21 protein-coding genes are annotated in these 23921 nt (G+C 71.5%); 15 read left to right on the forward strand and 6 right to left on the reverse strand.

Translation table 11 applies throughout. The annotated features are described in order from the left end of the window. Positions 1–80 precede the first annotated feature (80 nt). Positions 81–821 (reverse strand): SanA/YdcF family protein, encoded by a 741-nt coding sequence (locus KZ829_RS37785; protein ID WP_372453995.1) that lies wholly within the window; start codon positions 819–821, stop codon positions 81–83. A 91-nt stretch (positions 822–912) separates the two neighbouring features. Between KZ829_RS37785 and KZ829_RS37790 the strand changes: the two genes are divergently transcribed. Beyond that, on the forward strand, positions 913–1632 hold the full coding sequence (locus KZ829_RS37790) for a GNAT family N-acetyltransferase (protein WP_220148632.1): 720 nt from the start codon (positions 913–915) through the stop codon (positions 1630–1632). On the opposite strand, the gene KZ829_RS37795 is transcribed toward KZ829_RS37790, so the two are convergent. Both KZ829_RS37795 and KZ829_RS37800 read right to left on the reverse strand, forming a co-directional pair. Beyond that, positions 1608–2417 carry a class I SAM-dependent methyltransferase gene (locus KZ829_RS37795; protein ID WP_220148633.1) on the reverse strand — a complete coding sequence of 270 codons (810 nt, stop codon included), beginning with the start codon at positions 2415–2417 and terminating at the stop codon, positions 1608–1610. The genes KZ829_RS37790 and KZ829_RS37795 overlap by 25 nt on opposite strands. An 86-nt stretch (positions 2418–2503) precedes the next feature. Beyond that, complete coding sequence (locus tag KZ829_RS37800; protein WP_220148634.1) at positions 2504–4741, reverse strand: exo-beta-d-1,3/1,6-glucosidase; 2238 nt, start codon at positions 4739–4741, stop codon at positions 2504–2506. A 205-nt stretch (positions 4742–4946) separates the two neighbouring features. Between KZ829_RS37800 and KZ829_RS37805 the strand changes: the two genes are divergently transcribed. From KZ829_RS37805 to KZ829_RS37825, 5 genes are all read left to right on the forward strand, one after another. Next, positions 4947–6170: a glutamate-cysteine ligase family protein gene (locus KZ829_RS37805; RefSeq protein ID WP_220148635.1), complete on the forward strand. Its 1224-nt coding sequence runs from the start codon at positions 4947–4949 to the stop codon at positions 6168–6170. 85 nt (positions 6171–6255) lie between these two features. After that, positions 6256–7548 (forward strand): ergothioneine biosynthesis protein EgtB, encoded by a 1293-nt coding sequence (gene egtB, locus KZ829_RS37810; RefSeq protein WP_220148636.1) that lies wholly within the window; start codon positions 6256–6258, stop codon positions 7546–7548. Continuing rightward, a complete protein-coding gene (egtC, locus tag KZ829_RS37815; protein ID WP_220148637.1) occupies positions 7548–8291 on the forward strand; it encodes an ergothioneine biosynthesis protein EgtC in 744 nt (247 codons plus the stop codon). The genes egtB and egtC overlap by 1 nt, the downstream gene beginning before the upstream one ends. A gap of 8 nt (positions 8292–8299) precedes the next feature. After that, a complete protein-coding gene (egtD, locus tag KZ829_RS37820) occupies positions 8300–9256 on the forward strand; it encodes an L-histidine N(alpha)-methyltransferase (RefSeq protein ID WP_220148638.1) in 957 nt (318 codons plus the stop codon). Positions 9257–9295: 39 nt separating this feature from the next. After that, complete coding sequence (locus KZ829_RS37825; protein ID WP_220148639.1) at positions 9296–9754, forward strand: hypothetical protein; 459 nt, start codon at positions 9296–9298, stop codon at positions 9752–9754. 144 nt (positions 9755–9898) lie between these two features. Here KZ829_RS37825 and KZ829_RS37830 read toward each other — a convergent pair whose 3' ends face one another. Together KZ829_RS37830 and KZ829_RS37835 are read right to left on the reverse strand one after the other, a co-directional pair. Continuing rightward, positions 9899–11242, reverse strand: coding sequence for an ABC transporter substrate-binding protein (locus KZ829_RS37830; protein ID WP_372453997.1), 1344 nt, complete (start codon positions 11240–11242; stop codon positions 9899–9901). Positions 11243–11284: 42 nt separating this feature from the next. Further along, entirely contained in the window at positions 11285–12868 is a 1584-nt protein-coding gene (locus tag KZ829_RS37835; RefSeq protein ID WP_281428338.1) for a methyl-accepting chemotaxis protein, read from the reverse strand. A gap of 445 nt (positions 12869–13313) precedes the next feature. Between KZ829_RS37835 and argC the strand changes: the two genes are divergently transcribed. Genes argC through argG form a run of 8 tightly spaced genes read left to right on the forward strand, consistent with a single transcriptional unit; the run spans position 13314 to position 21081 of the window. Continuing rightward, a complete protein-coding gene (gene argC, locus KZ829_RS37840; protein WP_220148642.1) occupies positions 13314–14315 on the forward strand; it encodes an N-acetyl-gamma-glutamyl-phosphate reductase in 1002 nt (333 codons plus the stop codon). Continuing rightward, on the forward strand, positions 14312–15484 hold the full coding sequence (gene argJ / locus KZ829_RS37845; RefSeq protein WP_220148643.1) for a bifunctional glutamate N-acetyltransferase/amino-acid acetyltransferase ArgJ: 1173 nt from the start codon (positions 14312–14314) through the stop codon (positions 15482–15484). Before argC ends, argJ begins: the two co-directional genes overlap by 4 nt. Then, on the forward strand, positions 15481–16383 hold the full coding sequence (argB, locus tag KZ829_RS37850; RefSeq protein WP_308285834.1) for an acetylglutamate kinase: 903 nt from the start codon (positions 15481–15483) through the stop codon (positions 16381–16383). Before argJ ends, argB begins: the two co-directional genes overlap by 4 nt. A gap of 4 nt (positions 16384–16387) precedes the next feature. Continuing rightward, positions 16388–17536, forward strand: coding sequence for an acetylornithine transaminase (locus KZ829_RS37855; RefSeq protein ID WP_220148644.1), 1149 nt, complete (start codon positions 16388–16390; stop codon positions 17534–17536). Further along, complete coding sequence (argF, locus tag KZ829_RS37860) at positions 17533–18462, forward strand: ornithine carbamoyltransferase (RefSeq protein WP_220148645.1); 930 nt, start codon at positions 17533–17535, stop codon at positions 18460–18462. Before KZ829_RS37855 ends, argF begins: the two co-directional genes overlap by 4 nt. Beyond that, positions 18459–18959 (forward strand): arginine repressor, encoded by a 501-nt coding sequence (locus tag KZ829_RS37865; RefSeq protein ID WP_308285835.1) that lies wholly within the window; start codon positions 18459–18461, stop codon positions 18957–18959. Before argF ends, KZ829_RS37865 begins: the two co-directional genes overlap by 4 nt. Next, positions 18959–19852 (forward strand): hypothetical protein, encoded by an 894-nt coding sequence (locus tag KZ829_RS37870; protein ID WP_220148647.1) that lies wholly within the window; start codon positions 18959–18961, stop codon positions 19850–19852. The genes KZ829_RS37865 and KZ829_RS37870 overlap by 1 nt, the downstream gene beginning before the upstream one ends. Further along, positions 19849–21081: an argininosuccinate synthase gene (argG, locus tag KZ829_RS37875; protein WP_220148648.1), complete on the forward strand. Its 1233-nt coding sequence runs from the start codon at positions 19849–19851 to the stop codon at positions 21079–21081. The genes KZ829_RS37870 and argG overlap by 4 nt, the downstream gene beginning before the upstream one ends. A 158-nt stretch (positions 21082–21239) precedes the next feature. On the opposite strand, the gene dapE is transcribed toward argG, so the two are convergent. Then, positions 21240–22298 (reverse strand): succinyl-diaminopimelate desuccinylase, encoded by a 1059-nt coding sequence (dapE, locus tag KZ829_RS37880; protein ID WP_220148649.1) that lies wholly within the window; start codon positions 22296–22298, stop codon positions 21240–21242. A gap of 150 nt (positions 22299–22448) precedes the next feature. Between dapE and argH the strand changes: the two genes are divergently transcribed. Further along, entirely contained in the window at positions 22449–23900 is a 1452-nt protein-coding gene (argH, locus tag KZ829_RS37885; protein ID WP_183226595.1) for an argininosuccinate lyase, read from the forward strand. Positions 23901–23921: the final 21 nt, after the last annotated feature.

Below are 23921 nucleotides of genomic sequence, written 5' to 3' on the forward strand. Positions count from 1 at the left end.
CCTTGGTGGTGCCGTTGACCTCCGTTGGCGGCCGCCTCGGCGGTGCGGCCGGACGGTGGTGGGAGGCGCCGACGGGTGGGTCAGCCGTTGCGGACGGCGGTTTCCACGCCGGTCTCGTGCGGGCCGAGGAAGACCGGGTCGCGGGCGGTGAGGACGTCGGCGGCGGCCTTGACCGCGGCGCCGTACTCGCGGACCTCGCCCCGCAGCCACAGGTCCTTGTAGGCGCGGGCCGTGTCGTCGCCCACGCCGGTGGCGTCGATGCCCTGCTCGCGGCAGAGGGCCACGGCCCGGGGGAGATGGAAGTTCTGGGTGACGACGATCGCCTGCTGGACGCCGAAGATCTTGCGGGCCCGGACGCACGAGTCGTAGGTGTCGAAGCCGGCGTGGTCGAGCACCACCCGGTCGGCGGGGACACCGCGGGCGACCAGCCACGCCTGCATGGCGCCCGGTTCGTCGTAGGCCCACTCGCCGTGGTCGCCGGAGACCAGGATCGCCTTGATCTTGCCGGCTTCCAGGAGCTGCCGGGCGATCTCCAGGCGGGCGGCCAGGAACGCCGACGGCTGGCCGTTGTCGACCTGGGCGCCGAGGACCAGCGCGACGGGTGCGGCGGGGACCGATGCGGCGTCGTAGAGGTGACCGTCGGCCGCGGAGCGTACCCATGTGGTGCATCCGACGGCGACGGCGACCGCGAGTATCGCGCTCAGCGCGCCCGCCACCAGCAGGCGGCGCAGCCGCCGGCCCTGGAGAAGAGCGCGGAGCGACGGCGGACGCCGCTCGCCGTCGGACGGGAACCAGCTGCGGAACAGGGAACGCTTCGGCACGCGACCGAGGATGGCAAATACGGTCAACCAATGCCTGCCGCGGGGTGCGGGCAGCGGGGAGCGGAATGCCGTCGATGGCAGCATGGGGCCCATGATCGATATTGCCGTGGAGGGGGATCCGCTGGTCCGGTGGGCGCTGCACGCGCCCGGCGCCCGTGTCTGGCGGCGGCCGGGCGCGGTCGTCGTGGCGTGTCCCGACCTGTCGCACTGGGACCGGCTGGTGATGAACGGCGATCCGGGCGCGGTGGCGGCACTGCTGCCGGAGGCGCTGGCGGGCACCGGGGAGACGTTCCGGCCGTTCGGGACGGAGGAGCTGGTCACCGAGGTGGTCGCGCGGCTTCCCGGGCTGGAGGTGAGCGCGACCTTCGCCTGGATGGAGACCACCGAGCCGGTCGGCCGGGCGACGGGTGTGGCCGCCTGGCTCGGCGACGAGGACCGGGCCGAGGTGACCGCGCTGATCGACGAGGCCTACCCGGAGTCGTACGCCCGGCCGGGTGGCGCCGGGGTCCGGCGGTGGGCGGGCATCCGGGACGCCGACGGAACCCTGCTCACGGTCGCCGCCGAGGCGTGGTCGACCGCGGAGACCGGGTTCATGTCCGGGGTGGCGACCCGTCCGTCGGCCCGGGGCCGCGGGCTCGGGGCGGCGATCTGCGCGTTCGTCGCCGACGAGCTGCTGCCCGGCCGGGAGCGGGTCGCGCTCCTGGTCGACTACTGGAACACCGCTGCGCTGGCCACCTACACCCGGCTCGGCTTCACGACCCGGCGGGTGGCCGCGGCACGGCGATCTCAGGCCGTACGGGTGGCGGTGTAGAGCAGGTACTCCCAGTCCAGCGTGCCGCCGCCCTGGTCGAATCGGGTGCCCAGGGCGGCCAGGTCGGCGTCCAGGGCGGCGACGCGGTCCGGGTCGCCGGCGATGTTGCGGTAGACGGCGATGGTCGGGCCGTAGACGCGCTTGAAGTAGTCGCGGAACTCCTCCGGCGTGCCGAAGTGGGTCACCCGCAGGTTGCGGCGTTCCACCGTCATCCCGGAGACGCCGTCGCCGAACAGGGACTCCAGGTGGGCCGGGTCGCCCCAGCGGGGTGGGGGCTGGGCGCCGGCCGGCGGCGGGGCGGCGTACGGCTTCATGGTGGCGAACATCTGCCCGATGAAGCCCTCCGGCGTCCAGTTGATCAGGCCGATCGTGCCGCCGGGACGGCAGACGCGGAGCAGTTCGCCGGCGGCGGTCTCGTGGAACGGGGCGAACATGACGCCGATGCACGAGATGACCGTGTCGAACGAGCCGGTCTCGAAGGGCAGAGCCTCGGCGTCGGCCTCGACCCAGTTGAGTTTGGCGTCGAGGGTGGCGGCGTTGCGTTCGCCGACCGCCAGCAGCTCCGGAGTGAGATCACTGGCGGTGACGGTGGCGCCGGCGAGGGCGGCCGGGACCGCGGCGTTGCCGGTGCCCGCGCCGACGTCGAGGACGGTCTGTCCGGGACCGATCCCCGCGGCGGCCACCAGGACCGGCCCGAGTGGGGCGACGAGGTCGGCGGCCAGTGCCGGGTAGTCGCCGGAGGCCCACATGGCGCGGTGCTTCTGTTTCACGGTTGGATTCGTCATGTCACTGACGGTAGGTGTCCCGGAAGCGGTCGGCCGGGTACACGATGCGTACCCGACTGTCCGCTTCCGGACGGACGCCCCGGGTTTCAGGAGATGCGGAACTTCGCGGACTGCAACGCCGAGGGCCGCGAGTTCGGACCGACGAGCAGCTCGAAGTCGCCGGCCTCGACGATCCGCACGCCGTCCGCCGACACGAGCGTGCAGTCCGCGGCCGGCACCTCCAGGGTGACGGTGACGCTCTCCCCGGGCTCGACGGTCACCTGCCGGTACGCCTTCAGCTCCCGGCCGGCCCAGGTGACGCTGGTGACGAGGTCGCTGACGTACACCTGGACGGTCTCCAGCGCCGGCCGCGTCCCGGTGTTGGTGAGCCGTACGGTGGCCCGCACCGTCCCGTCCGCCGCGACGTCCGGCTCCTCGATGCTGAGCCCGTCGTAGACCACGGTGGTGTAGCTGAGCCCCTCCCCGAAGGCGAACAGCGGGTCCTGGGTGAGGTCGGCGTACCGGGTGCCGTGCTGGCCGCGCAGCTGGTTGTAGTAGATCGGCTGCTGGCCGGCGTGCCGGGCCGCCGAGATCGGCATCCGCCCGCTCGGCTCGATCAGCCCGAGCAGCAGCTCGGCGATGGCCTGCCCGCCCCGCATGCCGGGGTTGAACGCCTGCACGACGGCGGCCGCCCGGAGAGCCGACGGCGGCAGGGCGAGCGGCTTGCCGTCGATCAGCACGACGATCATCGGGGTGCCGGTGGCCGCGACCGCGTCGAGCAGCGCGATCTGCCCGCCCTGGAGTTCCAGCGTGGCGGTGGACTTGTGCTCCCCGTTGAGGTTGACGGTGTCACCGACGACGACGATCGCGTAGTCGGCGGCGGCCGCGGTCGCCGCCGCGGCGGCGAGACGCGACGGGGAGGCGGGGACCGCCTCCGAGATCGGCGGCCGGGGCTGCCCGTCCGGGAACGTCTCGCCCTCCGGGTCCGGCACGAGCCGCTCGATCTCCACGGCCGGGTCGAAGTCCAGTTCCCAGCCGTCGGGCAGCAGCGAGCGGAGCCCGTCGAGGACCGTCGTGGTCAGTTCCCGCGGGTGGCCGTCGGGCATCCAGTCGACCTGCCCGGAGTCGCCGGCCCAGTCGCCGAGCTGCGCGGACACGTCGTGGGCGTTGGGCCCGAGCAGCGCGATGCGCTTCGACGGCGCGGACGGCAGGGGCAGTACGCCGTCGTTGCGCAGCAGCACCAGCGACCGCCGGGCCACGTCGAGGTTGAGCTCGGTGTGCGCGGTGCACCCGATCACCTCACGCTGCCGGGCGGCATCCGGGGTACGCGGGTTCTCGAAGAGGCCCAGTTCGAACTTCAGGCGCAGGATCCGCCGTACCGCCGCATCGATGTCGTCCTCACCCAGAAGGCCGCGCCGGATCGCCTCCTGGGCGCCTTCGAAGAAGGCCGGGGTCGTCATGATGACGTCGTTGCCGGCCTTGACGGCGAGGGCCGCGGCCTCGGCGTAGTCGGCGCAGACCTTCTGCTCCCAGACCATCCGGCCGACGTTGTCCCAGTCGGTGACGAGCGTGCCGGTGAAGCCCCACTCGCCCTTGAGCACGTCGTTGAGCAGCCACTTGTTGGCGGTGATCGGCACGCCGTCCATCGACTGGTAGCCGAGCATGAAGACCCGGCAGCCCTCGGCGGCGGCCCGCTCGAACGGCGGCAGGAACCAGGACCGCAGCTTGCGCCGGCTGATGTCGGCCTCGCTGGCGTCCCGGCCGCCCTGGGTCTCTGAGTAGCCGGCGAAGTGCTTGGCGGTGGCCAGGATCGCGGTCGGGTCGGTGAGGCCCTCGCCCTGGTAACCGCGGATCATCGCGGCGCCCAGCTCGCCGATCAGGTACGGGTCCTCGCCGAACGTCTCGTCGACCCGGCCCCAGCGCAGGTCCCGGGCGATGCAGAGCACCGGTGAGAAGGTCCAGTGCACGCCGGTGGCGGCGGCCTCCACGGCGGTGGCCCGGCCGACCTTCTCGACCAGCTCCGGGTCCCAGGTGGCGGCCATGCCGAGCTGAGTGGGGAAGACCGTGGCGCCGGGCCAGAAGCCGTGGCCGTGGATGCAGTCCTCGGCGGTGATCAGCGGGATCCGCAGGCGGGTACGCGCGACGAGTTCGGCCGCCTCGACCAGCTTGGCCGGTGAGGTGTGCAGGATCGATCCGGCGAGCTTCTCCAGAACGAGCTCGGACAGGTCCTGGCGGGCGTCGAGCTGGAGCATCTGGCCGATCTTCTCGGGCAGCGTCATCCGGCCCAGCAGATCCTCCACGCGCTCCGCAACTCCGAGCGTGGAGTCCTGATATGGCATGGGCATGGCGTCGCTCCCAAGGGGGTGTACCGAACACGAACGGTTCGGAGTCTTCCAGTCCGGAACCGGTTCCGGCACCCCGCCACGGTTCCGGAACTTCATCGTTCCACCGATCCGAGGGGGAGGCGAATTCGCCGCGATGCCGGTATGGTCCATACCGCAACGCACTCAGTGGAGTCTATTGATCACGCATGGTGACTCAAGGGGGGTCATGGGTTCGGCTGACCGGGTCCTGCGTCGGACCGCCGAGGCGATCGAGCACATCGCCGGAATCTGTTTCAAGACCGGCCCGCCCGGGCAGGTCGGCGCCGAGTTGGAGTGGACCACACACCGCGCCGCCGATCCGTCCGCGTACCTGCGGGCCGGCGACCTGGCCGGGGCACTGGGCGAGCATGCGCCCGTCACCCTCGGCAACCCGAACCCCGTGCCGCTGCCCTGCGGCGGCGCCGTCACCGTCGAACCGGGCGGTCAGGTCGAGATCTCCTCGGCCCCGGCCGGCTCCCTGGCCGAGTTGCACACCGCGGTCACCGCCGACCGCGACGTCCTCACCACCCTGCTGGCCGATGCCGGGATCGTGCTGGGGGAGCGGGGCCTCGACCCGTACGGGCGGCGCCGCCGGCTCCTCGACGCTCCGCGGTACGCCGCCATGGAGAGGGCGTTCGACAGCTCCGGCCACACCATGATGACCGCCACCGCCGGCCTCCAGATCTGCCTCGACGCCGGCGAGCCGCACCAGATCCTGCCCCGATGGGCGGCCCTGCACGAGATGGGCCCGGCCCTGCTGGCCCTGTTCGCCAACTCCCCGGCCGACGGCTGGGCGTCCCGGCGGATGGCCTCCTGGTACGGGATCGACCCCCGGCGTACCGCCCCGGTCCCGGCCGCCGCGGACCCGGCGCGGGCCTGGGCGGAGTACGCGGTCCGCGCCCCGCTGCTGTGCGTGCCCCGGCCGGACGGCCGCTGGGACGTCCCACCCGAGGTGACCTTCGCCGACTGGATCGAGGCGGGCGGCATCGGCCCGCGCCGGCCGTCGCCGCCCACCGAACCGGTCGGCCGTCCACCCACGCCTGCCGACCTCGAGTACCACCTCGGCACCCTGTTCCCGCCGGTCCGGCCGCGGGGCTACCTCGAGGTCCGCTACCTGGACACCCAGCCCGGTGACGAGTGGATCGTCCCGGCCGCGGTGCTGGTCACCCTGCTCGACTCCGACACGCTCACCGACCGGGCCCGCGAACTGGCCGCCGCCGGAGCCGGCCGCTGGCATGCCGCCGCGCGACTCGGCCTGGCCGACGGCCCGGTCCGCCGGTCCGCCGCCGACCTGGCCGGCCTGGCCTGCCGCCACCTGGACCGGACCGGGCTGCCGGCCGCCGTCCGGGAGGAGATCGTCGAGGCCGTCCAGCGCCGGTTGCACCGCCACCGAGAGGGGATCTCCGCATGACCGACTGCACCGAGCGGCACCCGGCCGCGGCAGACGACGGACGTGGCCGGCGAGGGCCGGGAGGGGATGCGAGGGAGGGCACAGCATGACGACCCAGGACCTGCGGCTGGCCATCGCCGCCGAGCTGGAGCGCACCCGGGCACGGACCACGCTGCTCACCGACGCGGTCGACGAGGGCGACCTGATACGCCAGCACTCGCCGCTGATGTCCCCGCTGGTGTGGGACCTCGCGCACATCGGCAACCAGGAGGAGCTCTGGCTGGTCCGGGACGTCGGCGGCCGGGACCCGGTGCGCCACGACATCGACGAGCTCTACGACGCCTTCAAGCACGCCCGCCGGGACCGGCCGGCTCTGCCGCTGCTGAACCCGGCGGAGGCCCGGGCGTACACGGCGACGGTCCGCGACAAGGTCCTGGACGTGCTCGACCGGGTGCGGTTCGAGCCGTCGCGGCGGCTGGTCGACGACGGGTTCGCGTTCGGCATGATCGTCCAGCACGAGCAGCAGCACGACGAGACCATGCTGGCCACCCACCAGCTGCGGACCGGAACGCCGGTGCTGTCCGCCCCGCCGCCGCCACCCGGGCGAGAAATCACCGGAGAAATCCTGATAAAAGCGGGAAAATTTGTTATGGGTACGGACACCGAGCCCTGGGCCCTGGACAACGAACGCCCCGCCCACGCCGTCGACGTCCCGGCGTTCTGGATCGACGCCGCCCCCACCACCAACGAGCAGTACGCCGCGTTCATCGACGCCGGCGGCTACGACGACCCGCGCTGGTGGAGCGAACGCGGCTGGTCCCACCGGATGAGGGCCGGCCTGGAGAAGCCGCTGCACTGGCTGCGCGACCACGACGGCTGGCACTACCGGCGGTTCGGCCGCGTCGAGCCGGTGCACCCGCACGAGCCGGTCGTCCACGTCTGCTGGTACGAGGCCGAGGCCTACGCCGCGTGGGCCGGTAAACGCCTGCCCACCGAGGCCGAGTGGGAGAAGGCGGCCCGCCACGACCCGGCGACCGGCCGCTCCCGCCGCTACCCGTGGGGCGACGACCCGCCCGAGGCCCGGCACGCCAACCTCGGGCAGCGGCACCTCGGCCCGGCCCCGGTCGGCGCCTACCCGGACGGCGCCTCCCCGCTCGGCGTGCACCAGCTGATCGGCGACGTCTGGGAGTGGGTGTCCAGCGGTTTCGAGCCCTATCCGGGGTTCACGGCCTTTCCGTACCGGGAGTATTCGGAGGTCTTCTTCGGCGGCGACTACAGGGTGCTGCGCGGCGGCTCGTTCGGCACCGACGCGGCCGCCTGCCGGGGCACCTTTCGCAACTGGGACCACCCGATCCGGCGGCAGATCTTCTCCGGCTTCCGCTGCGCCCGAGCCGCCTGATGTGCCGCCACCTGGGATATCTCGGCCCGCCCGTACCGTTGTCGAGTCTCCTGCTGGATCCGCCGCACGCGCTGGTGACGCAGGCGTGGGCGCCGCGCGACATGCGCGGCGGCGGCACCATCAACGCCGACGGCTTCGGGGTCGGCTGGTGGCCCCCGGGCGCCGCCGAGCCGGTGCGGTACCGCAGCGCCATGCCGATCTGGACCGACGCCGCCCTGCCGTCGCTGGCGGCCGCCACCCGGTCCGGGGCGGTCCTCGCCGCGGTCCGCTCGGCCACCGTGGGCCTGCCGGTCGTGGAGACCGCGGCGGCGCCGTTCACCGACGGGCGCTGGCTGTTCAGTCACAACGGCGTGGTCCGCGGCTGGCCGTCGGCGGTCGCCGGACTCGCCGGTGACCTGCCGGTCGAGGACCTGCTCACGATGGACGCGCCGACCGACTCGGCCACCCTCTGGGCGCTGCTGCGAGCCCGGCTGCGAGCCGGCGAGCCGGCACCCAAGGCGGTCGCCGCGCTGGTCGCCGACGTGGCCGCGGCGGCCCCCGGATCCCGGCTGAACCTGCTGCTCACCGACGGCACGCAGCTGATCGCGACGGCCCACGGCCACGCCCTGTCGGTACACCCCGGCCGCGGCTCGGTCCTGATCGGCTCGGAACCCCTGGACGCCTCCCCTGCCTGGCGGCCCGTCCCGGACGGCCACCTGGTGGTCGCCACCACCACCGCGCTGGAGATGACACCGACCTTCTGAGGAGAACCATGCTCACGCTGATCGACGACCGGGATCTGGCCCGGACGCTCCGCGCCGACGTGCTCGCCGGCCTGACCGTGACCCCGAAGTGGCTGCCGCCCCGATGGTTCTACGACGCCCGCGGCAGTGAGCTCTTCGAGGAGATCACCCGGCTGCCGGAGTACTACCCGACCCGCGCCGAACGGGCGGTCCTGGCCGGGCACGCTCCCGCGATCGCCCGGATCACCGAGGCCAAATGCCTGGTGGAGCTGGGCTCCGGCTCCTCCGAGAAGACACGTCTGCTGCTCGACGCGATGCTCCGGCGCGGCACGCTCGGCTCGTTCGTGCCGCTGGACGTGTCGGCGAGCGCCCTCACCGCCGCGGTCGGCGAGCTGACCGCGGCCTATCCGGAGCTGACCGTGACCGGGGTGGTCGGCGACTTCGCCCGGCATCTGGCGTACCTCCCGGACGGCGACAGCCGGGTGGTCGCCTTCCTCGGCGGCACGCTCGGCAACCTGACACCGCCGGAGCGGGCCGCGTTCCTGACCGCTCTGCGCGGCGTGCTGCACGAGGGCGAGTGGCTGCTGCTCGGCGCCGACCTGGTGAAGGACCCGGCCGTCCTGGTGCCCGCCTACGACGACGCGGCCGGGGTGACCGCCGAGTTCAACCGCAACGTGCTGCGGGTGATCAACCGGGAGCTGGGCGCCGACTTCGACCCCGCGGCGTTCGGGCACGTCGCCCTCTGGGACGCCGGGCACGAGTGGATCGAGATGCGGCTCCGGTCGTCGCGTGACCAGGTGGTGCGCATCCCGGAGCTGGATCTCACCGTGCCGTTCGCCGCCGGGGAGGAGATGCGCACCGAGATCTCCGCCAAGTTCCGCCGGACCGGCCTCGCCGCCGAGCTGGCCACCGCCGGTTTCACGTTGCGGCACTGGTGGACCGATCCGGACGACCGGTTCGGTGTGGCGCTCGCCCAGGCGGGGTAGTTGACGCTTCGTGCTTTCCTGGCACCGAGGAGGTGCCACATGACGTCCGAACCGCACCTTCTTCTGGTGGAGGCGGTGCTGCGGACTTCCCGGGAGCACGCCGACTGGTGGGCCGAGGGCGGTCCGCGCCCACAGCTGCCGCGCGCCTGGCAGCAGCTGTGGCGCGATGCCGTCGTCCGCCAGATGGATTTCACCGGCGAACCCGAGGTGCCCTCCCGCCGGGCCGTCCAGGACATGCTCGACCAGCTCACCCGCCTGGACCGGGAGGCCGAGTGGTTCCGCGCCGACCCGGCACTGCGGCGGCGCGCGATCAGCGAGACCCTGCTCTTCGGCACGCGCCTCGGCCCGGACGTCCCTAGCCGTCCCGCCCAGGTCGCCTGGCTGCGCCGGCGTGGCCTGCGCCCGGTCGACTACGCCCGGGTCTCCGCGATCGCCGCGGCCCAGGACGATTGGCTCGCCGCCTGGAACACCTGGGCAAAATCACTTCAAAACCCCTGATCCGGTACGGACATCCCCCGCATCCGACAGCATGAATCCCGTCCCGCCGAGCCCCGCGATCCACTGCCCGGTCCGGCCCGTGCCGCGCCCACCGGGCTGAGCTCGGTGGGCGCGGCGGGCCTCCCGGTGCCCGCCCGGGCCGGACTACGGCCAGGACGCCTCGATGGCGTTGAGGGTGGCCTTCGTGCTCGCACCCTTGATCCAGTTCGTCATACCCACCCAGAAGGTGCCGGCGCCGACACTGCCGGGCATCATGTCCGAGCCGTCGAAGCGCGCCACCGTCTTCTCGTCCTGCAAGATCTCCGCCGACAGGTGGTCCACCGGGTTGCTGTAGACCTTCATGTCGACGTTTTTGTTCGCCGACACCCATCCACCCATCGAGGCCCGGCTGGTGGCGAATTCGCCGCTGGACATGTACGCCTGCACGGCCTGTACTTCCGGCCGGTCCGTGAACGCGGCCAAGAACTCGCCCGCCACCAGTGTCGGTTTGCCCTTGGCCGGGTCGATCGCCGGGAAGTAGAAGGCGTACACGTCGCCGTCCTCAGCCACCTGGGTGCCCCGCGGCCACTGTCCGGCGTAGAACGACGCCTGGCGGTGCATGGTGCACTTACCTGACAGCACGGGCAGGCCGGCAGCCTGGAACGACGTGGTGGCGATGCTCTTGACCCCACCGATTCCGGCGTTGACGTACCTTGGGTTCTTCAAGATCGATCCGACCTTGTCGGTGACCGCGGCGATCTGCGGGTCGTTGAACGGAATCTCGTGGCTGACCCAGCTGTCGTAGGCCTCGGGTCCGGCCACCCGCAGTGCGACGTCCTCCATCCAGTCCGTCGCGGGCCAGCCGGTGGCGTCGCCGGACTCGATTCCGGCACACCAGGGCTTCTCCCCGTCCGCGGCAATCCGGTCGCTGAGCGCGATCAACTCGTCCCAGTTCTGCGGCACCTGATAGCCCTTCTTGGCGAAGGTCTTCGGCGAGTACCACACCAGCGACTTGACGCTGGCACTCATCGGCGCGGCGTAGAACGTGCCGTCCACCGAGCCGTAGTCCAGCCAGTCCTGGTTCCAGCCCTTCTTGCCGTTGGCCTCGACCTCGGCCGAGGCGGGCTTGACCGCGCCCTGGGCGATCAAGTCCTTCAGAAGCCCTGGCTGGGCGAAGATGGCCAGGTCGGGAGTCTCGCCGTCCGCCACGTTCTTGCGGATGGTGTTCTCGAAGGCGGCATCACCCTCGTACTGGAATTCGATGCCGGTGCAGTCACCGAATCGGCGCAACGCCTGTTGCAGCAGATTGGCCTCGAGGTCACGGCTCGAACCGGTCATTCTCACCTTGGTGCCCTTGTGCCCCTGATACTTCTGGTAAGGGGCGCACTCCTTCGCCTCGGCCGGGTTGTCGTCACCCAGCATGGCGGCATTGCCACACGCGGTCGTGCCCAGGCCCAACAGGATTGCGACGCCGGCCGCAAGCCCGCGGCGCCGGTACGAGCTCGTCATTTTCATCCCTTGCATGTCGTGGTGTGCCAGAAGGTGTGTGATTCAGATCTGGAACCGGTGCACGGCGTCGCGCAGCTGCTGCGCCGTCTGCGCCAGGTTCCCGGCCGCCGACTTCGTGTTGACCGCGTCGCCGGCGGCGTTGTCCACCGACGCCGACAGCGCCTCGATGGTGGTGGCGATCTCCTGCGAGCCGTTCGCGGCCTCGAACACGTTGCGGTTCATCTCGTTGGTCGTGGCCGTCTGCTCCTCGACCGCCGAGGCGATGGTGAGCTGGAAGTCGTTGATCTGCGCGATGATCTCGCTGATCTTCGCGATCGCCTCGACCGCTCCGCCGGTGTCGACCTGGATGGCCTGGACCCGCCGGGTGATGTCGTCGGTGGCCCGGGCGGTCTCCTGGGCCAGCTCCTTGACCTCTCCGGCCACCACCGCGAAGCCCTTGCCGCTCTCGCCCGCGCGTGCCGCCTCGATGGTGGCGTTGAGGGCGAGCAGGTTGGTCTGTTCGGCGATCGCGGTGATCACCTTGACGACGTCACTGATCTCTGTGGACGAACGGCCGAGCTTGGTGACGATCTCTGTGGTGCCGGCGGCGACGTCGACCGCGGAGGACGCGACCCGGGCGGCCTCGTTGGCGCTGTGCGCGATCGATTCGATCGACGAACCCATCTCCACGCCGGCGGCGGACAGCAGTTGCACGTTGCCGGAGACCATTCCGGCCGCCTCGGTGACCGAGCGCGCCTGCCGCGCGGTGTCGGTGGTCGACTCGTCGAGCCGGGTGCCGGAATCGTGCACCTGGCCGGACGCCTCGCTCACCATCTCGGCGGTGAGGCGCAGCGCCTCGAAGGTCTCTCGCATCGCCTGCCGGGCCCGTTCGTACCCGGCCGCCATCCGGCCGATCTCGTCGTTCGAGTCGACCTCCGCGGGGCTGGTCAGGTCACCTTCGGCCATGGCGGTGAGAGCCCGCTCGACCTGGCGGACCGGTCGCAGAATGGCGTTGGCCAGGTACACCGCGGCGGCCCCGGCGAGGGTGAGCCCGCCGATCAGCAAGGCGAAGATCATCTGGAGGCCTTGCGACTTCGCGTTCTGGATGGCGCGACCACCCTCCGCCACCGCGTTGGTCTGGTATTCCGCCAGCTCATCCAGGTTCTGCCTCGCCGCGACCAGGGCGCCGCCCTGGGTGAAGCGGCTTGTCTGGAACGCTTCGGCGTCGTGGTCGCGACTGGCCGGCAGCATCGCGTCGTCGCGCAGGTGGCGGTAGGTCGCGATCAGCCCCTCGGTGGCCGAGAGCGTGCCCGTGTGGGCGGTGTCGCCCTGCCGGTAGGCCGCCCACGCCTTGTCGTACGCCGCGTCGCTGGCCTTGATCTCATCCTCGGCCCGCTTGCGGGACACCTCGTCGGTGAGCGCCACGTGCTCCAGCAGCGTCGCGTCCTCCTGCAACAACTGTGTGCGGGCCTCGTTGATGCGTAACGCCTGCTGCATGCGCTCGTCGGTGATGGTCCGCGCGGTGGCTGCCACCGAGTTCAGCTGGATCACCGCGCCCGCGCCCACGGCTGCCGTCGCGATCCCGGCCAGCGCGGTCACCAGCAACAACTTCGTTCGAATACCTCGGTTTCGCCACCAACGGCGCATGCTCTACTCCTCCCCGACCCGTTCGTACCGGGCTTCAGTTCGAGTGGTACGCGCGCTGTCTAAGGAAACGGACGGTTGCGGTGGCGGGAGTAGAGGTGCAAACGGAGAGCGGCCGCTCGACGGCCTCGGGAACGGACCGCTCGCGGCTGGTCGTGAGCGCTGTCTCAATGCGGTTGATACAGCGCTGGGAGCCGGCCGGACCACCGATCTGAGCCCGGAAGGGCGCGGCACGGGCGGGACCGGGCAGACGCTCGCGTGGAGCGGACGGGACGGAGTAATCGCGGTCGGGGGCGGCGTCAGCCCGTACCAAATCTGGGGTTTTCTGATGGATGTGCCGTGCCGGGGCTCAGCATGCGGGAAGAGGCGGCATGTTGTTGCCGCCGAGTATGCGAGTTGATACGGTACTTTGCATATTCATGCGGAAGTGCGTAATGCGGAGGGCAGCATGGGAATCCGGGTCGCGGTAGCGGGCGCCAGTGGCTACGCGGGCGGTGAGTTGCTGCGCCTGATCGCCGGGCATCCCGAGTTCGACCTCGTCGCGGCGACCGCGCACAGCCAGGCGGGCTCGCCGGTCAGCGCGGTGCATCCGCAGCTCGCCGGGCTCGACCTGACCCTCGGCGCCACCGACGCCGAGACGCTCAGCGGGGCCGACCTGGTCTTCCTCGCTCTGCCGCACGGTCAGTCGGCGGCCGTGGCGGCGCGGCTCGCCGAGGGGGTCAAGGTCGTCGACCTGGGCGCCGACTTCCGGCTGGAGAGCGCCGAGCAGTGGACCCGCTACTACGGCGGCGGCCACGCGGGCACGTGGACCTACGGCCTGCCCGAGCTGCCGGGCGCGCGCGCCGCGATCGCGAGCGCCGACCGGGTGGCCAACACCGGCTGCTACGCCGCGACGATCATCCTGGCGCTCGCCCCGCTGATCGCCGCCGGTGTCGCCGACCCGGAGGACGTGGTGGTCGTCGCCAGCTCCGGCACCTCGGGCGCCGGGCGCAACGCCAAGGTCAACCTGCTGGCCAGCGAGATCATGGGTGACCTGTCGCCCTACAAGGTCGGCGCCCACCAGCACGTCGCCGAGATCAAGCAGGCCACCGGCGCCGGCTCGCTGTCGATGACGCCGATCCTGGCGCCGATGCCGCGCGGCATCCTGGCGACCGTCACGGCGCGCCGGCTCAACGGCGGCGACCCGCGCGAGGCGCTCCAGGCGGCCTATGCGGGCGCGCCGTTCGTGCACGTGCTGCCGGAGGGCTCGTGGCCGCGCACCGCGGCCACCGCCGGTTCGAACTCGTGTCACCTCCAGGCCACGGTCGACATCGACTCGGGCCGCATCATCGTGGTGAGCGCGCTCGACAACCTGGGCAAGGGCGCCGCCGGCCAGGCGGTGCAGAACGCCAACATCATGTTCGGTCTGCCCGAGACCACGGGCCTGAGTGTCTTCGGAGTAGCGCCGTGACCGTCACCCACCCCAAGGGCTTCCGGGCCGCGGGCGTCGCCGCCGGGCTCAAGGCCCACGGCAACGCCGACGTCGCCCTGATCGTCAACGACGGCCCCGACTACACGGCGGCCGGTGTCTTCACCGCCAACCGGGTGAAGGCCGCGCCCGTGCTGTGGAGCCAGCAGGTGCTCAAGGGCGGCATCGTCCGGGCGGTCGTGCTCAACTCGGGCGGCGCCAACGCGTGCACCGGCTCGCAGGGCTTCCGCGACACCCACGCCACGGCCGAGCACACCGCGACCGTGCTGCGCGGCGGCGCCAACCGGATGATGATCGGCCCCGGCGACGTGGCGGTCTGCTCGACCGGTCTGATCGGCGAGCTGCTGCCGATGGACAAGCTGCTCCCGGGCGTCAACGCGGCGGCCAAGGCGCTCGCCGCCGACGGCGGCCCGAAGGCGGCCGAGGCGATCATGACCACCGACACGGTGGCGAAGAACGCGGTGGCCCAGCGCGACGGCTGGTCGGTCGGCGGCATCGCGAAGGGCGCCGGCATGCTGGCCCCGGCCCTGGCCACCATGCTCGTGGTGATCACCACCGACGCGTCCGCCGACAACGAGGTGCTCGACGCCGCGCTGCGCGCCGCCACCCGGGTCACCTTCGACCGGATCGACGCGGACGGCTGCATGTCCACCAACGACACCGTGCTGCTGCTGGCCAACGGCTCCTCGGACCGGGAGCCGACGCTGGCCGAGCTGACCGCCGCGGTCACCGAGGTCTGCCACGACCTGGCCCAGCAGTTGATCGCCGACGCCGAGGGCGCCACCAAGCACATCGCCATCGAGGTGCAGGGCGCCGCCTCCGAGGCCGACGCCGTGCAGGTGGGCCGGGTGGTGGCGGGCAACAACCTGGTGAAGACGGCGTTCTTCGGCAACGACCCGAACTGGGGCCGGATCCTGGCCGCGGTCGGCACCACGAGCGCCGCCTTCGAGCCGGACCGGATCGACGTGGCGATCAACGGCGTCTGGATCTGCAAGGGCGGCGCCGCGGCCGAGGACCGCAACAAGGTGGACCTGTCCGGGCGGGACGTGACCGTCACGATCAACCTGCGTGAGGGAGAGATGGGCGCGACGATCTGGACCACCGATCTGTCCCACGCGTACGTGCACGAGAACTCGGCGTACTCGTCGTGAAGGCGCAGAAGAAGGCCGAGATCCTGATCGAGGCGCTGCCCTGGCTGGAGCGGTTCCACGGGACCACCGTCGTGATCAAGTACGGCGGCAACGCGATGATCGACCCGTCGTTGCAGGAGGCGTTCGCGGCCGACATGGTGTTCCTGCGGCTGGTCGGCATCAAGCCGGTCGTGGTGCACGGCGGCGGCCCGCAGATCAGCCGGATGCTCACCAGGCTGGGCATCGAGAGCGAGTTCCGGGGCGGCCTGCGGGTCACCACCCCGGAGGCGATGGACGTCGTCCGGATGGTGCTGGTCGGGCAGGTCGGCCGGGAGCTGGTCGGTCTGATCAACCAGCACGGGCCGTACGCGGTGGGCCTCTCCGGTGAGGACGCGGGCATGTTCACCGCGGTCCGCCGGCAGGCGGTCATCGACGGCGAGCCGGTGGACATCGGCCAGGTCGGCGACGTCGACGAGGTGAACACGTCGGCCGTCGACGACCTGATCGCGGCCGGCCGGATCCCGGTCATCGCCACGGTCGCGCCGGACGCCGACGGGGTGCTGCACAACGTGAACGCGGACACCGCCGCCTCCGCGCTGGCCGTCGCGCTCGGCGCCCGCAAGCTGGTCGTCCTCACCGACGTCCCCGGCCTCTACACGAACTGGCCGGACACCTCCTCGCTGACGTCGGAGATCGGCGCCGACGCGCTGGAGAAGCTGCTGCCGTCCCTGGAGTCCGGGATGGCGCCCAAGATGGAGGCCTGCCTGCGCGCGGTCCGCGGCGGGGTGCCCGCCGCGCACGTCGTGGACGGCCGGGTCGCCCACTCGACCCTGCTCGAAGTCTTCACGGAAGAAGGATTCGGAACGATGGTGGTCCCGTCCCTTCCGGCCGCCCCACCCGCCACCCGTAGATCGGAATAGGGACATGACCACTCTGGTCGAACGCTGGCAGCAGTCGATGATGAACAACTACGGAACCCCGGCGATCGGCCTGGTCAAGGGCGAGGGCGCGGTGCTGACGGCGGAGGACGGCAGGGAGTACGTCGACTTCCTCGGCGGCATCGCCGTCAACGCCCTCGGTCACGCCCACCCGGCCGTGGTCGCCGCGGTCACGAGTCAGATCCAGCAGCTCGGGCACGTCTCCAATCTGTACATCTCGGAGCCGCCGGTGGCGCTGGCCGACCTGCTGCTGGCGCTGGCCGGCCGGTCGGGGCGGGTGCTGTTCACCAACTCGGGCGCGGAGGCCAACGAGGCGGCGTTCAAGCTGTCCCGGCTCACCGGCCGCACGCACATCGTGGCCACCGAGGGCGCCTTCCACGGCCGGACCATGGGTGCGCTGGCGCTGACCGGCCAGCCGTCGAAATCGGAGCCGTTCGAGCCGCTCCCGCCGCAGGTCACGCACGTGCCGTTCGGTGATGTCGAGGCTCTCGCCGCCGCGGTGACCACGGAGACCGCCATGGTCATCCTGGAGCCGATCCAGGGGGAGAACGGCGTCGTGGTCCCGCCGCCCGGATATCTCGCGGCAGCACGTGAGATCACCGCGGCGTCGGGTGCGCTGCTCGCGCTGGACGAGGTGCAGACCGGCATCGGCCGGACCGGGCACTGGTTCCACCACCAGAGCGAGGGCGTCGAGCCGGACATCGTCACCCTGGCCAAGGGCCTCGGCGGCGGCCTGCCGCTGGGCGCCTGCATCGGCTTCGGCCGGGCCGCCGATCTGTTCACCCCGGGCGCGCACGGCACCACCTTCGGCGGCAACCCCGTCTCCTGCGCGGCCGGTCTCGCGGTGATCCGCACGATCGCGAGCGAGGGCCTGCTCGATCACGTGAAGCGGGTGGGGGAGCAGCTCCGGCGGGGCATCGAAGTGCACCCGCTGGTGAAGGAGGTCCGCGGTGCCGGCCTGCTGCTGGGCATCGTGTTCCATGAGCCGGTCTCGGCCGACGTGGCCGCCAGGCTGCGTGACGCCGGTTTCCTGGTGAACCCCGCCAAACCGGACGTGATCCGCCTCGCCCCGCCCCTGATCATCTCCTCCGATCAGGCGGACGCCCTGATCGCGGCCCTGGACGGTATCCGGTGACCACCCGCCACCTCCTCCGTGACGACGACCTGACGCCCGAGGAACAGTCCGAGATCCTGGACCTGGCCGCCGCCATGAAGGCGAACAGGTTCGGGCACACGCCGCTGGCCGGCCCGCGCTCGATCGCCGTCTTCTTCGACAAGGCCAGCCTGCGGACCCGGCTGTCGTTCGAGGCGGGCATCGCCGAGTTGGGCGGGCAGCCGATCATCGTGGACACGCAGAACACCCACTTCGGCCGGGGCGAGACGCTCGCCGACGCCGGCCGGGTGGTGGCCCGCTATGTCGCGGCGATGGTCTACCGCACGCACGGCGACGAGCGGCTGGCCGAGCTGGCGTCCGGCGTCAACGTTCCGGTGATCAACGCGCTCAGCGACGGCTACCACCCCTGCCAGCTGCTGGCCGACCTGCTGACCATCCGGGAGCGGTTCGGCGCGACGGCCGGCCGGACCCTGGCGTATGTCGGGGACGCGGCCAACAACATGGCCCACTCGTACCTGATCGCCGGCGCCATGGCCGGGATGAACGTGCGGGTCGCCGGCCCGTCCGGGTTCGACCCGGCGCCGGCCGTGGTGAGCCGGGCCGGGGAGATCGCGGCGTGGACCGGCGGTTCGGTGGAGGTGCTGCGCGACCCGCGGGAGGCGGCCGACGGCGCGCACGTGATCGCCACCGACACGTGGACGTCGATGGGCCAGGAGGGCGACGGCCGGGACCGGCTCACCCCGTTCTGGCCGTACCAGGTGAACAAGGAGCTGCTCGCGGTGGCCGACCCGGAGGCGATCGTGCTGCACTGCCTCCCGGCGCACCGCAACGAGGAGATCACCGACGAGGTGATCGACGGTCCGCAGAGCGCCGTCTTCGACCAGGCGGAGAACCGTCTGCACGCGCAGAAGGCCCTGCTGACATGGCTATTGGCGGCGAATCAGTGAATGGCACCCCGGCTACCCGCGCGGGACGGCACGCCCGGCTCGTCGAGCTGATCCGCACCCGCAAGGTCAAGTCGCAGACCGAGCTGGCCGACATCCTCGCCCACGAGGGGGTCCAGGTCACCCAGGCAACGCTGTCCCGGGACCTGGAGGAGCTGAACGCGGTGAAGGTCTCCGGGATCTACTACATCCCGGAGGACGGGCACAAGCCGCTGCGGGAGAGCACCAGCCACGGCCCGGCCCGGCTCATCCGGCTGCTGCGCGAGCTGCTGACCGGCACCGACTCGAGCGGCAACATCGCGGTTCTGCGTACCCCGCCGGGGGCCGCGCAGTTCCTGGCCAGCGCCCTGGACCGGTCCGGGCTGTCGGACGTGGTCGGCACCATCGCCGGCGACGACACGATCTTCGTGGTGGCCCGGGACTCCGGGCCCACCTCGGGTGCCGCCCTGGCCGAGAAACTCAGCAACTGGAGCAGGTCGGACCACGAGGAGGCCCGCTGATGATGTTCCCGCCCGCGGTGGAAGCGCGCTTCCCCGACTTCGCCGACCACACCGACAGCCTGGTCGGGCACGGTGTGGAGTTCTTCCTGGCCTCCAACGGGACGCTGCGGCCACATCTCAACGAGACGCCGTACAGCCACAAGCTCACCTGGCTGGACTTCACCGACACCGCCGAGAAGGACTGGTCGATCCGGGACTTCCTGAACTTCTTCAACGTGATCAACGGCATCGCGTTCGGCGACCGGGGCATCCCGATGCCGCAGTGGGTGATGGTCGACCTGATCCTGATGCCGGCCGCCGCGCTGATCGCCGGCCTGCCGCAGGAGGAGTTCGCGGCCATGGTCGAGCGGTCCACCTTCCGGTTCGACACCGACGTGAAGCGGCTGCTGCGCAAGGTGCAGCAGGACATGCGGAACTCCGGCTACCGCGGCCCGGTCCCGGTGGGCGGCTACTGTGCCGCCCCGTCCGCCGAGCCGGGCCGCTGGGTGGGCTGGTCGCTGTGGTCGCTGATGCCGGCGGTGGGTCTCGGCAAGGCGGCGAAGGCGCTGGCCCTGTCCGCCTACCGGGCGCAGAAGCTGGACGGCGTCACCCAGTACGACAACAGCGCGCTCAAGGTGCACACCGAGTTCGGCGCGCTGAAGATCCTGGTGGCGACGGTTCCGTTCCACACCTCGCCGGGCTCGTTCGTCTACCAGAGCGACCTGACCCTGCCGGCCGGGGGAGAGCTGCCCGAGCCGACCTTCCTGCTCGATCCGTTCGACTACAGCCGCCAGCGGGCGATGCAGAAGGACATCGAAGCGGGCCGCTGTGAGTTCTATGTCCTGCCGCCCGGGCACGTCCGCCGGGACGGTAAGACATATGTACCGATTCTCGAGAAGGAACTGCCCCGATGACCAAGCGCAAGATCGTCCTCGCCTTCTCCGGTGGTCTGGACACCTCGTACGCCCTCGTGGACTTCCGCGAGAAGGGCTGGGACGTGGTGACCGCCAACATCGACACCGGCGGCCTGCACAGCGGTGAGGCCGAGGTCGTCAAGGCGCGCGCCGAGGAGCTGGGCGCCGTCGAGCACCACGTGGTCGACGCCCGCGCCGAGCTCTACGAGCGGGTCGTCACCTACGCGATCAAGGCGAACTACCTGCGCAACGGCGCCTACCCGTCGTGCGTCGGCGCGGAGCGGCTGATCCAGGCGGAGAAGGTCGTCCAGGTGGCCCTCGAGGTCGGCGCGGACGCGGTGGCGCACGGCTCGACCGGCGCCGGGGCGGACCATGTCCGCTACGACGCGGTGATCCGGGCGCTGGCCCCGCACCTGGAGATCGTCACCCCGATCCGGGACGAGCGGCTCACCCGCGAGGGCGAGACCGAGTTCCTGCGCGGCCGGGGTTACGAGGTCAGCGAGAAGGTCAAGCTCTACTCGATCAACGAGGGCCTGATCGGCACCTCGATCGGCGGCGAGGAGACCTACGGTTCCTGGGAGTACCTTCCGGAGTCCGCCTGGACCTACACGAAGTCGATCGACGAGGCGCCGGAGAAGGGCGTCGAGTTGCTGATCAGCTTCGAGAAGGGCGAGGTCGTCTCGGCGGTGACCGCGGACGGCGAGCCGCTGCCGAACGAGAACAACTACGACATCCTGTCCACGCTCAACGTGCTGGGCGGCGAGCACGGTGTCGGCCGCGGCATCCACATGGGCTCCACCATGGTCGGCAACCTGGCCCGGGTCGGTTTCGAGGCGCCCGGCATGCTGATCCTCATCGCGGCGCACCGTGAGCTGGAGAAGCTGGTGCTGTCCAACCGGCAGCAGGCCACCAAGGCGACGCTCGGCAACACCTACGGCGACCTGCTGCACGAGGCCGTCTACTTCGACCCGATCATGGACGACTTCCGGGCCTTCCTGGACTCCAGCCAGACCCGGGTGACCGGCACCGTGCGGGTGCTGCTGCACAAGGGCAACATCGTGCTGCTGGGCTCGAAGAGCCCGTACAGCCTGCTGGACGCCGCGACCCGCTCCGGTGTGGTCTACGGCCACGGCTCGTCCCTGTGGACCGGCGAGCAGGCCCGCGCGTTCGCCCACATGTACTCGGTGCCGGGCGCGATCGCCCGCGCGGCGGCGTCTCCCACGGACTGACGGCGGCACCCGCGCGGCGGCACCCGCGCGGCGGCGAAGCTCGCGATCTTGGACGTTTTGCCACCGCTTCTGGTTGCAAAACGTCCAAGATCGCGGAAGGTGGGGGTCAGCTCAGCCGCATCGGTGGCGAGACGTCCAAGATCGCTGTGGAAGCGGGGTCAGCTCAGCCAGGTGGTGAGTACCTCGAGGGTGCGGCGGATCTCCGGCACCGGCACGTGCTCGCCGTCGGTGTGGGCCAGCAGTGGGTCGCCGGGACCGAAATTGATCGCGGGGATGCCCAGCGCGGCGAAGCGGGACACATCCGTCCAGCCGAGCTTCGGGGCTGGCGGAAGGCCGACCAGTTCGACGAACTCCTTGGCGACCGCCTGGTCCAGCCCCGGCCGGGCGCCCGGCGCGGCGTCGACCACCTCGACCTCGAAGCCGGCGAACACCTCCCGAAGGTGCGCCTCGGCGTCGGCCACATCCCGGTCCGGGGCGAAGCGGTGGTTCACGTAGACGGTGCACAGGTCGGGGATGACGTTGCCGGCGATGCCACCCTCGATCTTCACGGCGTTGAGGCCCTCGTGGTAGCGCAGGCCGTCGACGACCGGCTGCCGCGGCACATAGGCGCGCAGCACGTCGAGCACGGCCCCGGCGCTGTGGATGGCGTTGCTGCCCTTCCAGGAGCGGGCCGCGTGCGCCGCCACGCCCGGCACGGTGATCTTGAACCGGATGGTGCCCTGGCAGCCGCCCTCGACCGTGCCGTCGGACGGCTCGCCGAGGATCGCGAAGTCGCCGGCCAGCCACTCCGGGTGATTGCGGACCAGCCGCCCCAGCCCGTTGAGCTTCGCCGCGACCTCCTCGTGGTCGTAGAAGACGAAGGTCAGGTCGTGCCGCGGCGCGGTCAGCCCGGCCGCGAGCCGCAGCATCACGGCCACGCCCGCCTTCATGTCGACCGTCCCGCGGCCGCGGAGGATGTCGCCGTCCATGACGCAGGGCAGGTTGTCGGCGATCGGCACGGTGTCGAAGTGGCCGGCGATCACCACCCGGGACGGGCGGCCCAGCGACGTCCGGGCGACCACGGCGTCACCGTCACGCAGCACCTCGAGGTGCGGGTATGCGCGCAGGGCCGCCTCGACGGCGTCGGCCAGGGCCTTCTCGTCGCCGCTGACGGACGGTATGTCACAGATGGTCCGAGTGAGGTCGACGACATCACCGGTCAGATCGAGGCTGGTCATGTTGCAAACTTATCAGATCAAGGGCATTTTTATACGTACGCCTCCGTGGGCCGCCCGCGGAGACGCCGCGCCGTCCCACTCACCGCGACGATGCCGGGCCGCCAGCCGCGGCACGGTGTGCAGCGATAGGGTCCAGGAAGGTAACGAAACGTGAGCGAACGAGGAGATGGTGTGCCGGAGAGCGACGAGCCGACGAGGCTGTGGGGTGGCCGTTTCGCCGGTGGCCCGGCGGAGGCGCTGGCCCGGCTGAGCGTCAGCGTCCAGTTCGACTGGCGGCTCGCGCCGTATGATCTGCTCGCCTCCCGTGCGCACGCCCGGGTCCTGGCGAACGCGGGTCTGCTCGACGCCGACGAGCTGGGCCGGATCCTGGCCGCCCTCGACGATCTGGCGTCCGCCTGCGCGGCGGGCGAGTTCAGGCCCACGATCGAGGACGAGGACGTGCACACCGCACTGGAGCGGGGCCTGCTGGAGCGCCTCGGGTCGCTCGGCGGCAAGCTGCGGGCCGGCCGTTCCCGCAACGACCAGGTCGCCACCGACCTGCGGCTCTACCTGCGCGACCACGCCCGTGGGGTGGCCGTGGCGCTGATCGAGCTGGCCGACGCGCTGACCGAGCAGGCGGCCCGCAACGTCGACACCCCGGCGCCCGGCCTCACCCACGTGCAGCACGCGCAGCCGGTCAGTTTCGGTCACTGGCTGCTGGCGCACGTGCAGCCGCTGCTGCGTGACCTGGAGCGGCTGAGCGACTGGGACGTGCGGACCGCGATCAGCCCGCTCGGCTCCGGTGCGCTGGCCGGCTCATCGCTGCCGCTGGACCCGGCGGCGGTCGCCAAGGAGCTGGGTTTCACCGCCCCGGCGGCGAACTCGATGGACGCCGTGGCGGACCGCGACTTCGTGGCCGAGTTCCTCTTCGTGACCGCGCTGATCGGCGTGCACCTGTCCCGGCTCGGCGAGGAGGTGGTGCTCTGGACCTCCACCGAGTTCGGCTGGGTGGAGCTGGACGACGCCTTCGCCACCGGCTCGTCGATCATGCCGCAGAAGAAGAACGCGGACATCGCCGAGCTGGCCCGGGGCAAGAGCGGCCGGCTGGTGGGTGGCCTGGTCGCGGTGCTGACCATGCTCAAGGGCCTGCCGTTGACGTACGACCGGGACATGCAGGAGGACAAGGAGCCGGCCTTCGACGCGGTCGACACCCTGGAGTTGCTGCTGCCCGCGCTGGCCGGGATGGTCTCGACCATGACGGTCCGGGTGGACCGGCTGGCCGCGGCCGCCCCGGTGGGGTTCTCGCTGGCCACCGAGGTCGCCGACTGGCTGGTGCGCAAGGGCGTGCCGTTCCGCGACGCGCACGAGATCACCGGCAAGCTGGTGGCGCTCTGCTCGGCCCGCGAGTGCGAGCTGGAGGATCTCACCGACGACGACCTGAAGACGGTCAGCGAGCATCTCGACCCGTCGGTGCGGCAGGTGCTGTCGGTGTCGTCGGCGCTCGCGGCGCGCACCACGCCCGGCTCGACCGGTCCGGGCCCGGTGGCCGAGCAGCTCGCCGTCGTGGAGCACAAGCTGGACACATGGCGTCAGTGGGCGGTGGAGAAGGTCGTTCCCCGCTGATCCGGCTCACGATCCGAACGG

Source organism: Actinoplanes hulinensis (assembly GCF_019429605.1).
Taxonomy (GTDB): Bacteria; Actinomycetota; Actinomycetes; order Mycobacteriales; family Micromonosporaceae; genus Actinoplanes; species Actinoplanes campanulatus.

Bases quoted from the DNA above. Each gene is read 5' to 3' on its own strand.
- egtD (WP_220148638.1), top strand. From the start codon at position 8,300: ATGCTCACGCTGATCGACGACCGGGATCTGGCCCGGACGCTCCGCGCC.
- KZ829_RS37830 (WP_372453997.1), bottom strand. From the start codon at position 11,242: ATGACGAGCTCGTACCGGCGCCGCGGGCTTGCGGCCGGCGTCGCAATC.
- KZ829_RS37790 (WP_220148632.1), top strand. From the start codon at position 913: ATGATCGATATTGCCGTGGAGGGGGATCCGCTGGTCCGGTGGGCGCTG.
- argC (WP_220148642.1), top strand. From the start codon at position 13,314: ATGGGAATCCGGGTCGCGGTAGCGGGCGCCAGTGGCTACGCGGGCGGT.
- KZ829_RS37795 (WP_220148633.1), bottom strand. From the start codon at position 2,417: ATGACGAATCCAACCGTGAAACAGAAGCACCGCGCCATGTGGGCCTCC.
- KZ829_RS37835 (WP_281428338.1), bottom strand. From the start codon at position 12,868: ATGCGCCGTTGGTGGCGAAACCGAGGTATTCGAACGAAGTTGTTGCTG.
- KZ829_RS37805 (WP_220148635.1), top strand. From the start codon at position 4,947: ATGGGTTCGGCTGACCGGGTCCTGCGTCGGACCGCCGAGGCGATCGAG.
- KZ829_RS37800 (WP_220148634.1), bottom strand. From the start codon at position 4,741: ATGCCCATGCCATATCAGGACTCCACGCTCGGAGTTGCGGAGCGCGTG.
- argG (WP_220148648.1), top strand. From the start codon at position 19,849: ATGACCAAGCGCAAGATCGTCCTCGCCTTCTCCGGTGGTCTGGACACC.
- egtC (WP_220148637.1), top strand. From the start codon at position 7,548: ATGTGCCGCCACCTGGGATATCTCGGCCCGCCCGTACCGTTGTCGAGT.
- KZ829_RS37855 (WP_220148644.1), top strand. From the start codon at position 16,388: ATGACCACTCTGGTCGAACGCTGGCAGCAGTCGATGATGAACAACTAC.
- egtB (WP_220148636.1), top strand. From the start codon at position 6,256: ATGACGACCCAGGACCTGCGGCTGGCCATCGCCGCCGAGCTGGAGCGC.
- KZ829_RS37825 (WP_220148639.1), top strand. From the start codon at position 9,296: ATGACGTCCGAACCGCACCTTCTTCTGGTGGAGGCGGTGCTGCGGACT.
- dapE (WP_220148649.1), bottom strand. From the start codon at position 22,298: ATGACCAGCCTCGATCTGACCGGTGATGTCGTCGACCTCACTCGGACC.
- KZ829_RS37870 (WP_220148647.1), top strand. From the start codon at position 18,959: ATGATGTTCCCGCCCGCGGTGGAAGCGCGCTTCCCCGACTTCGCCGAC.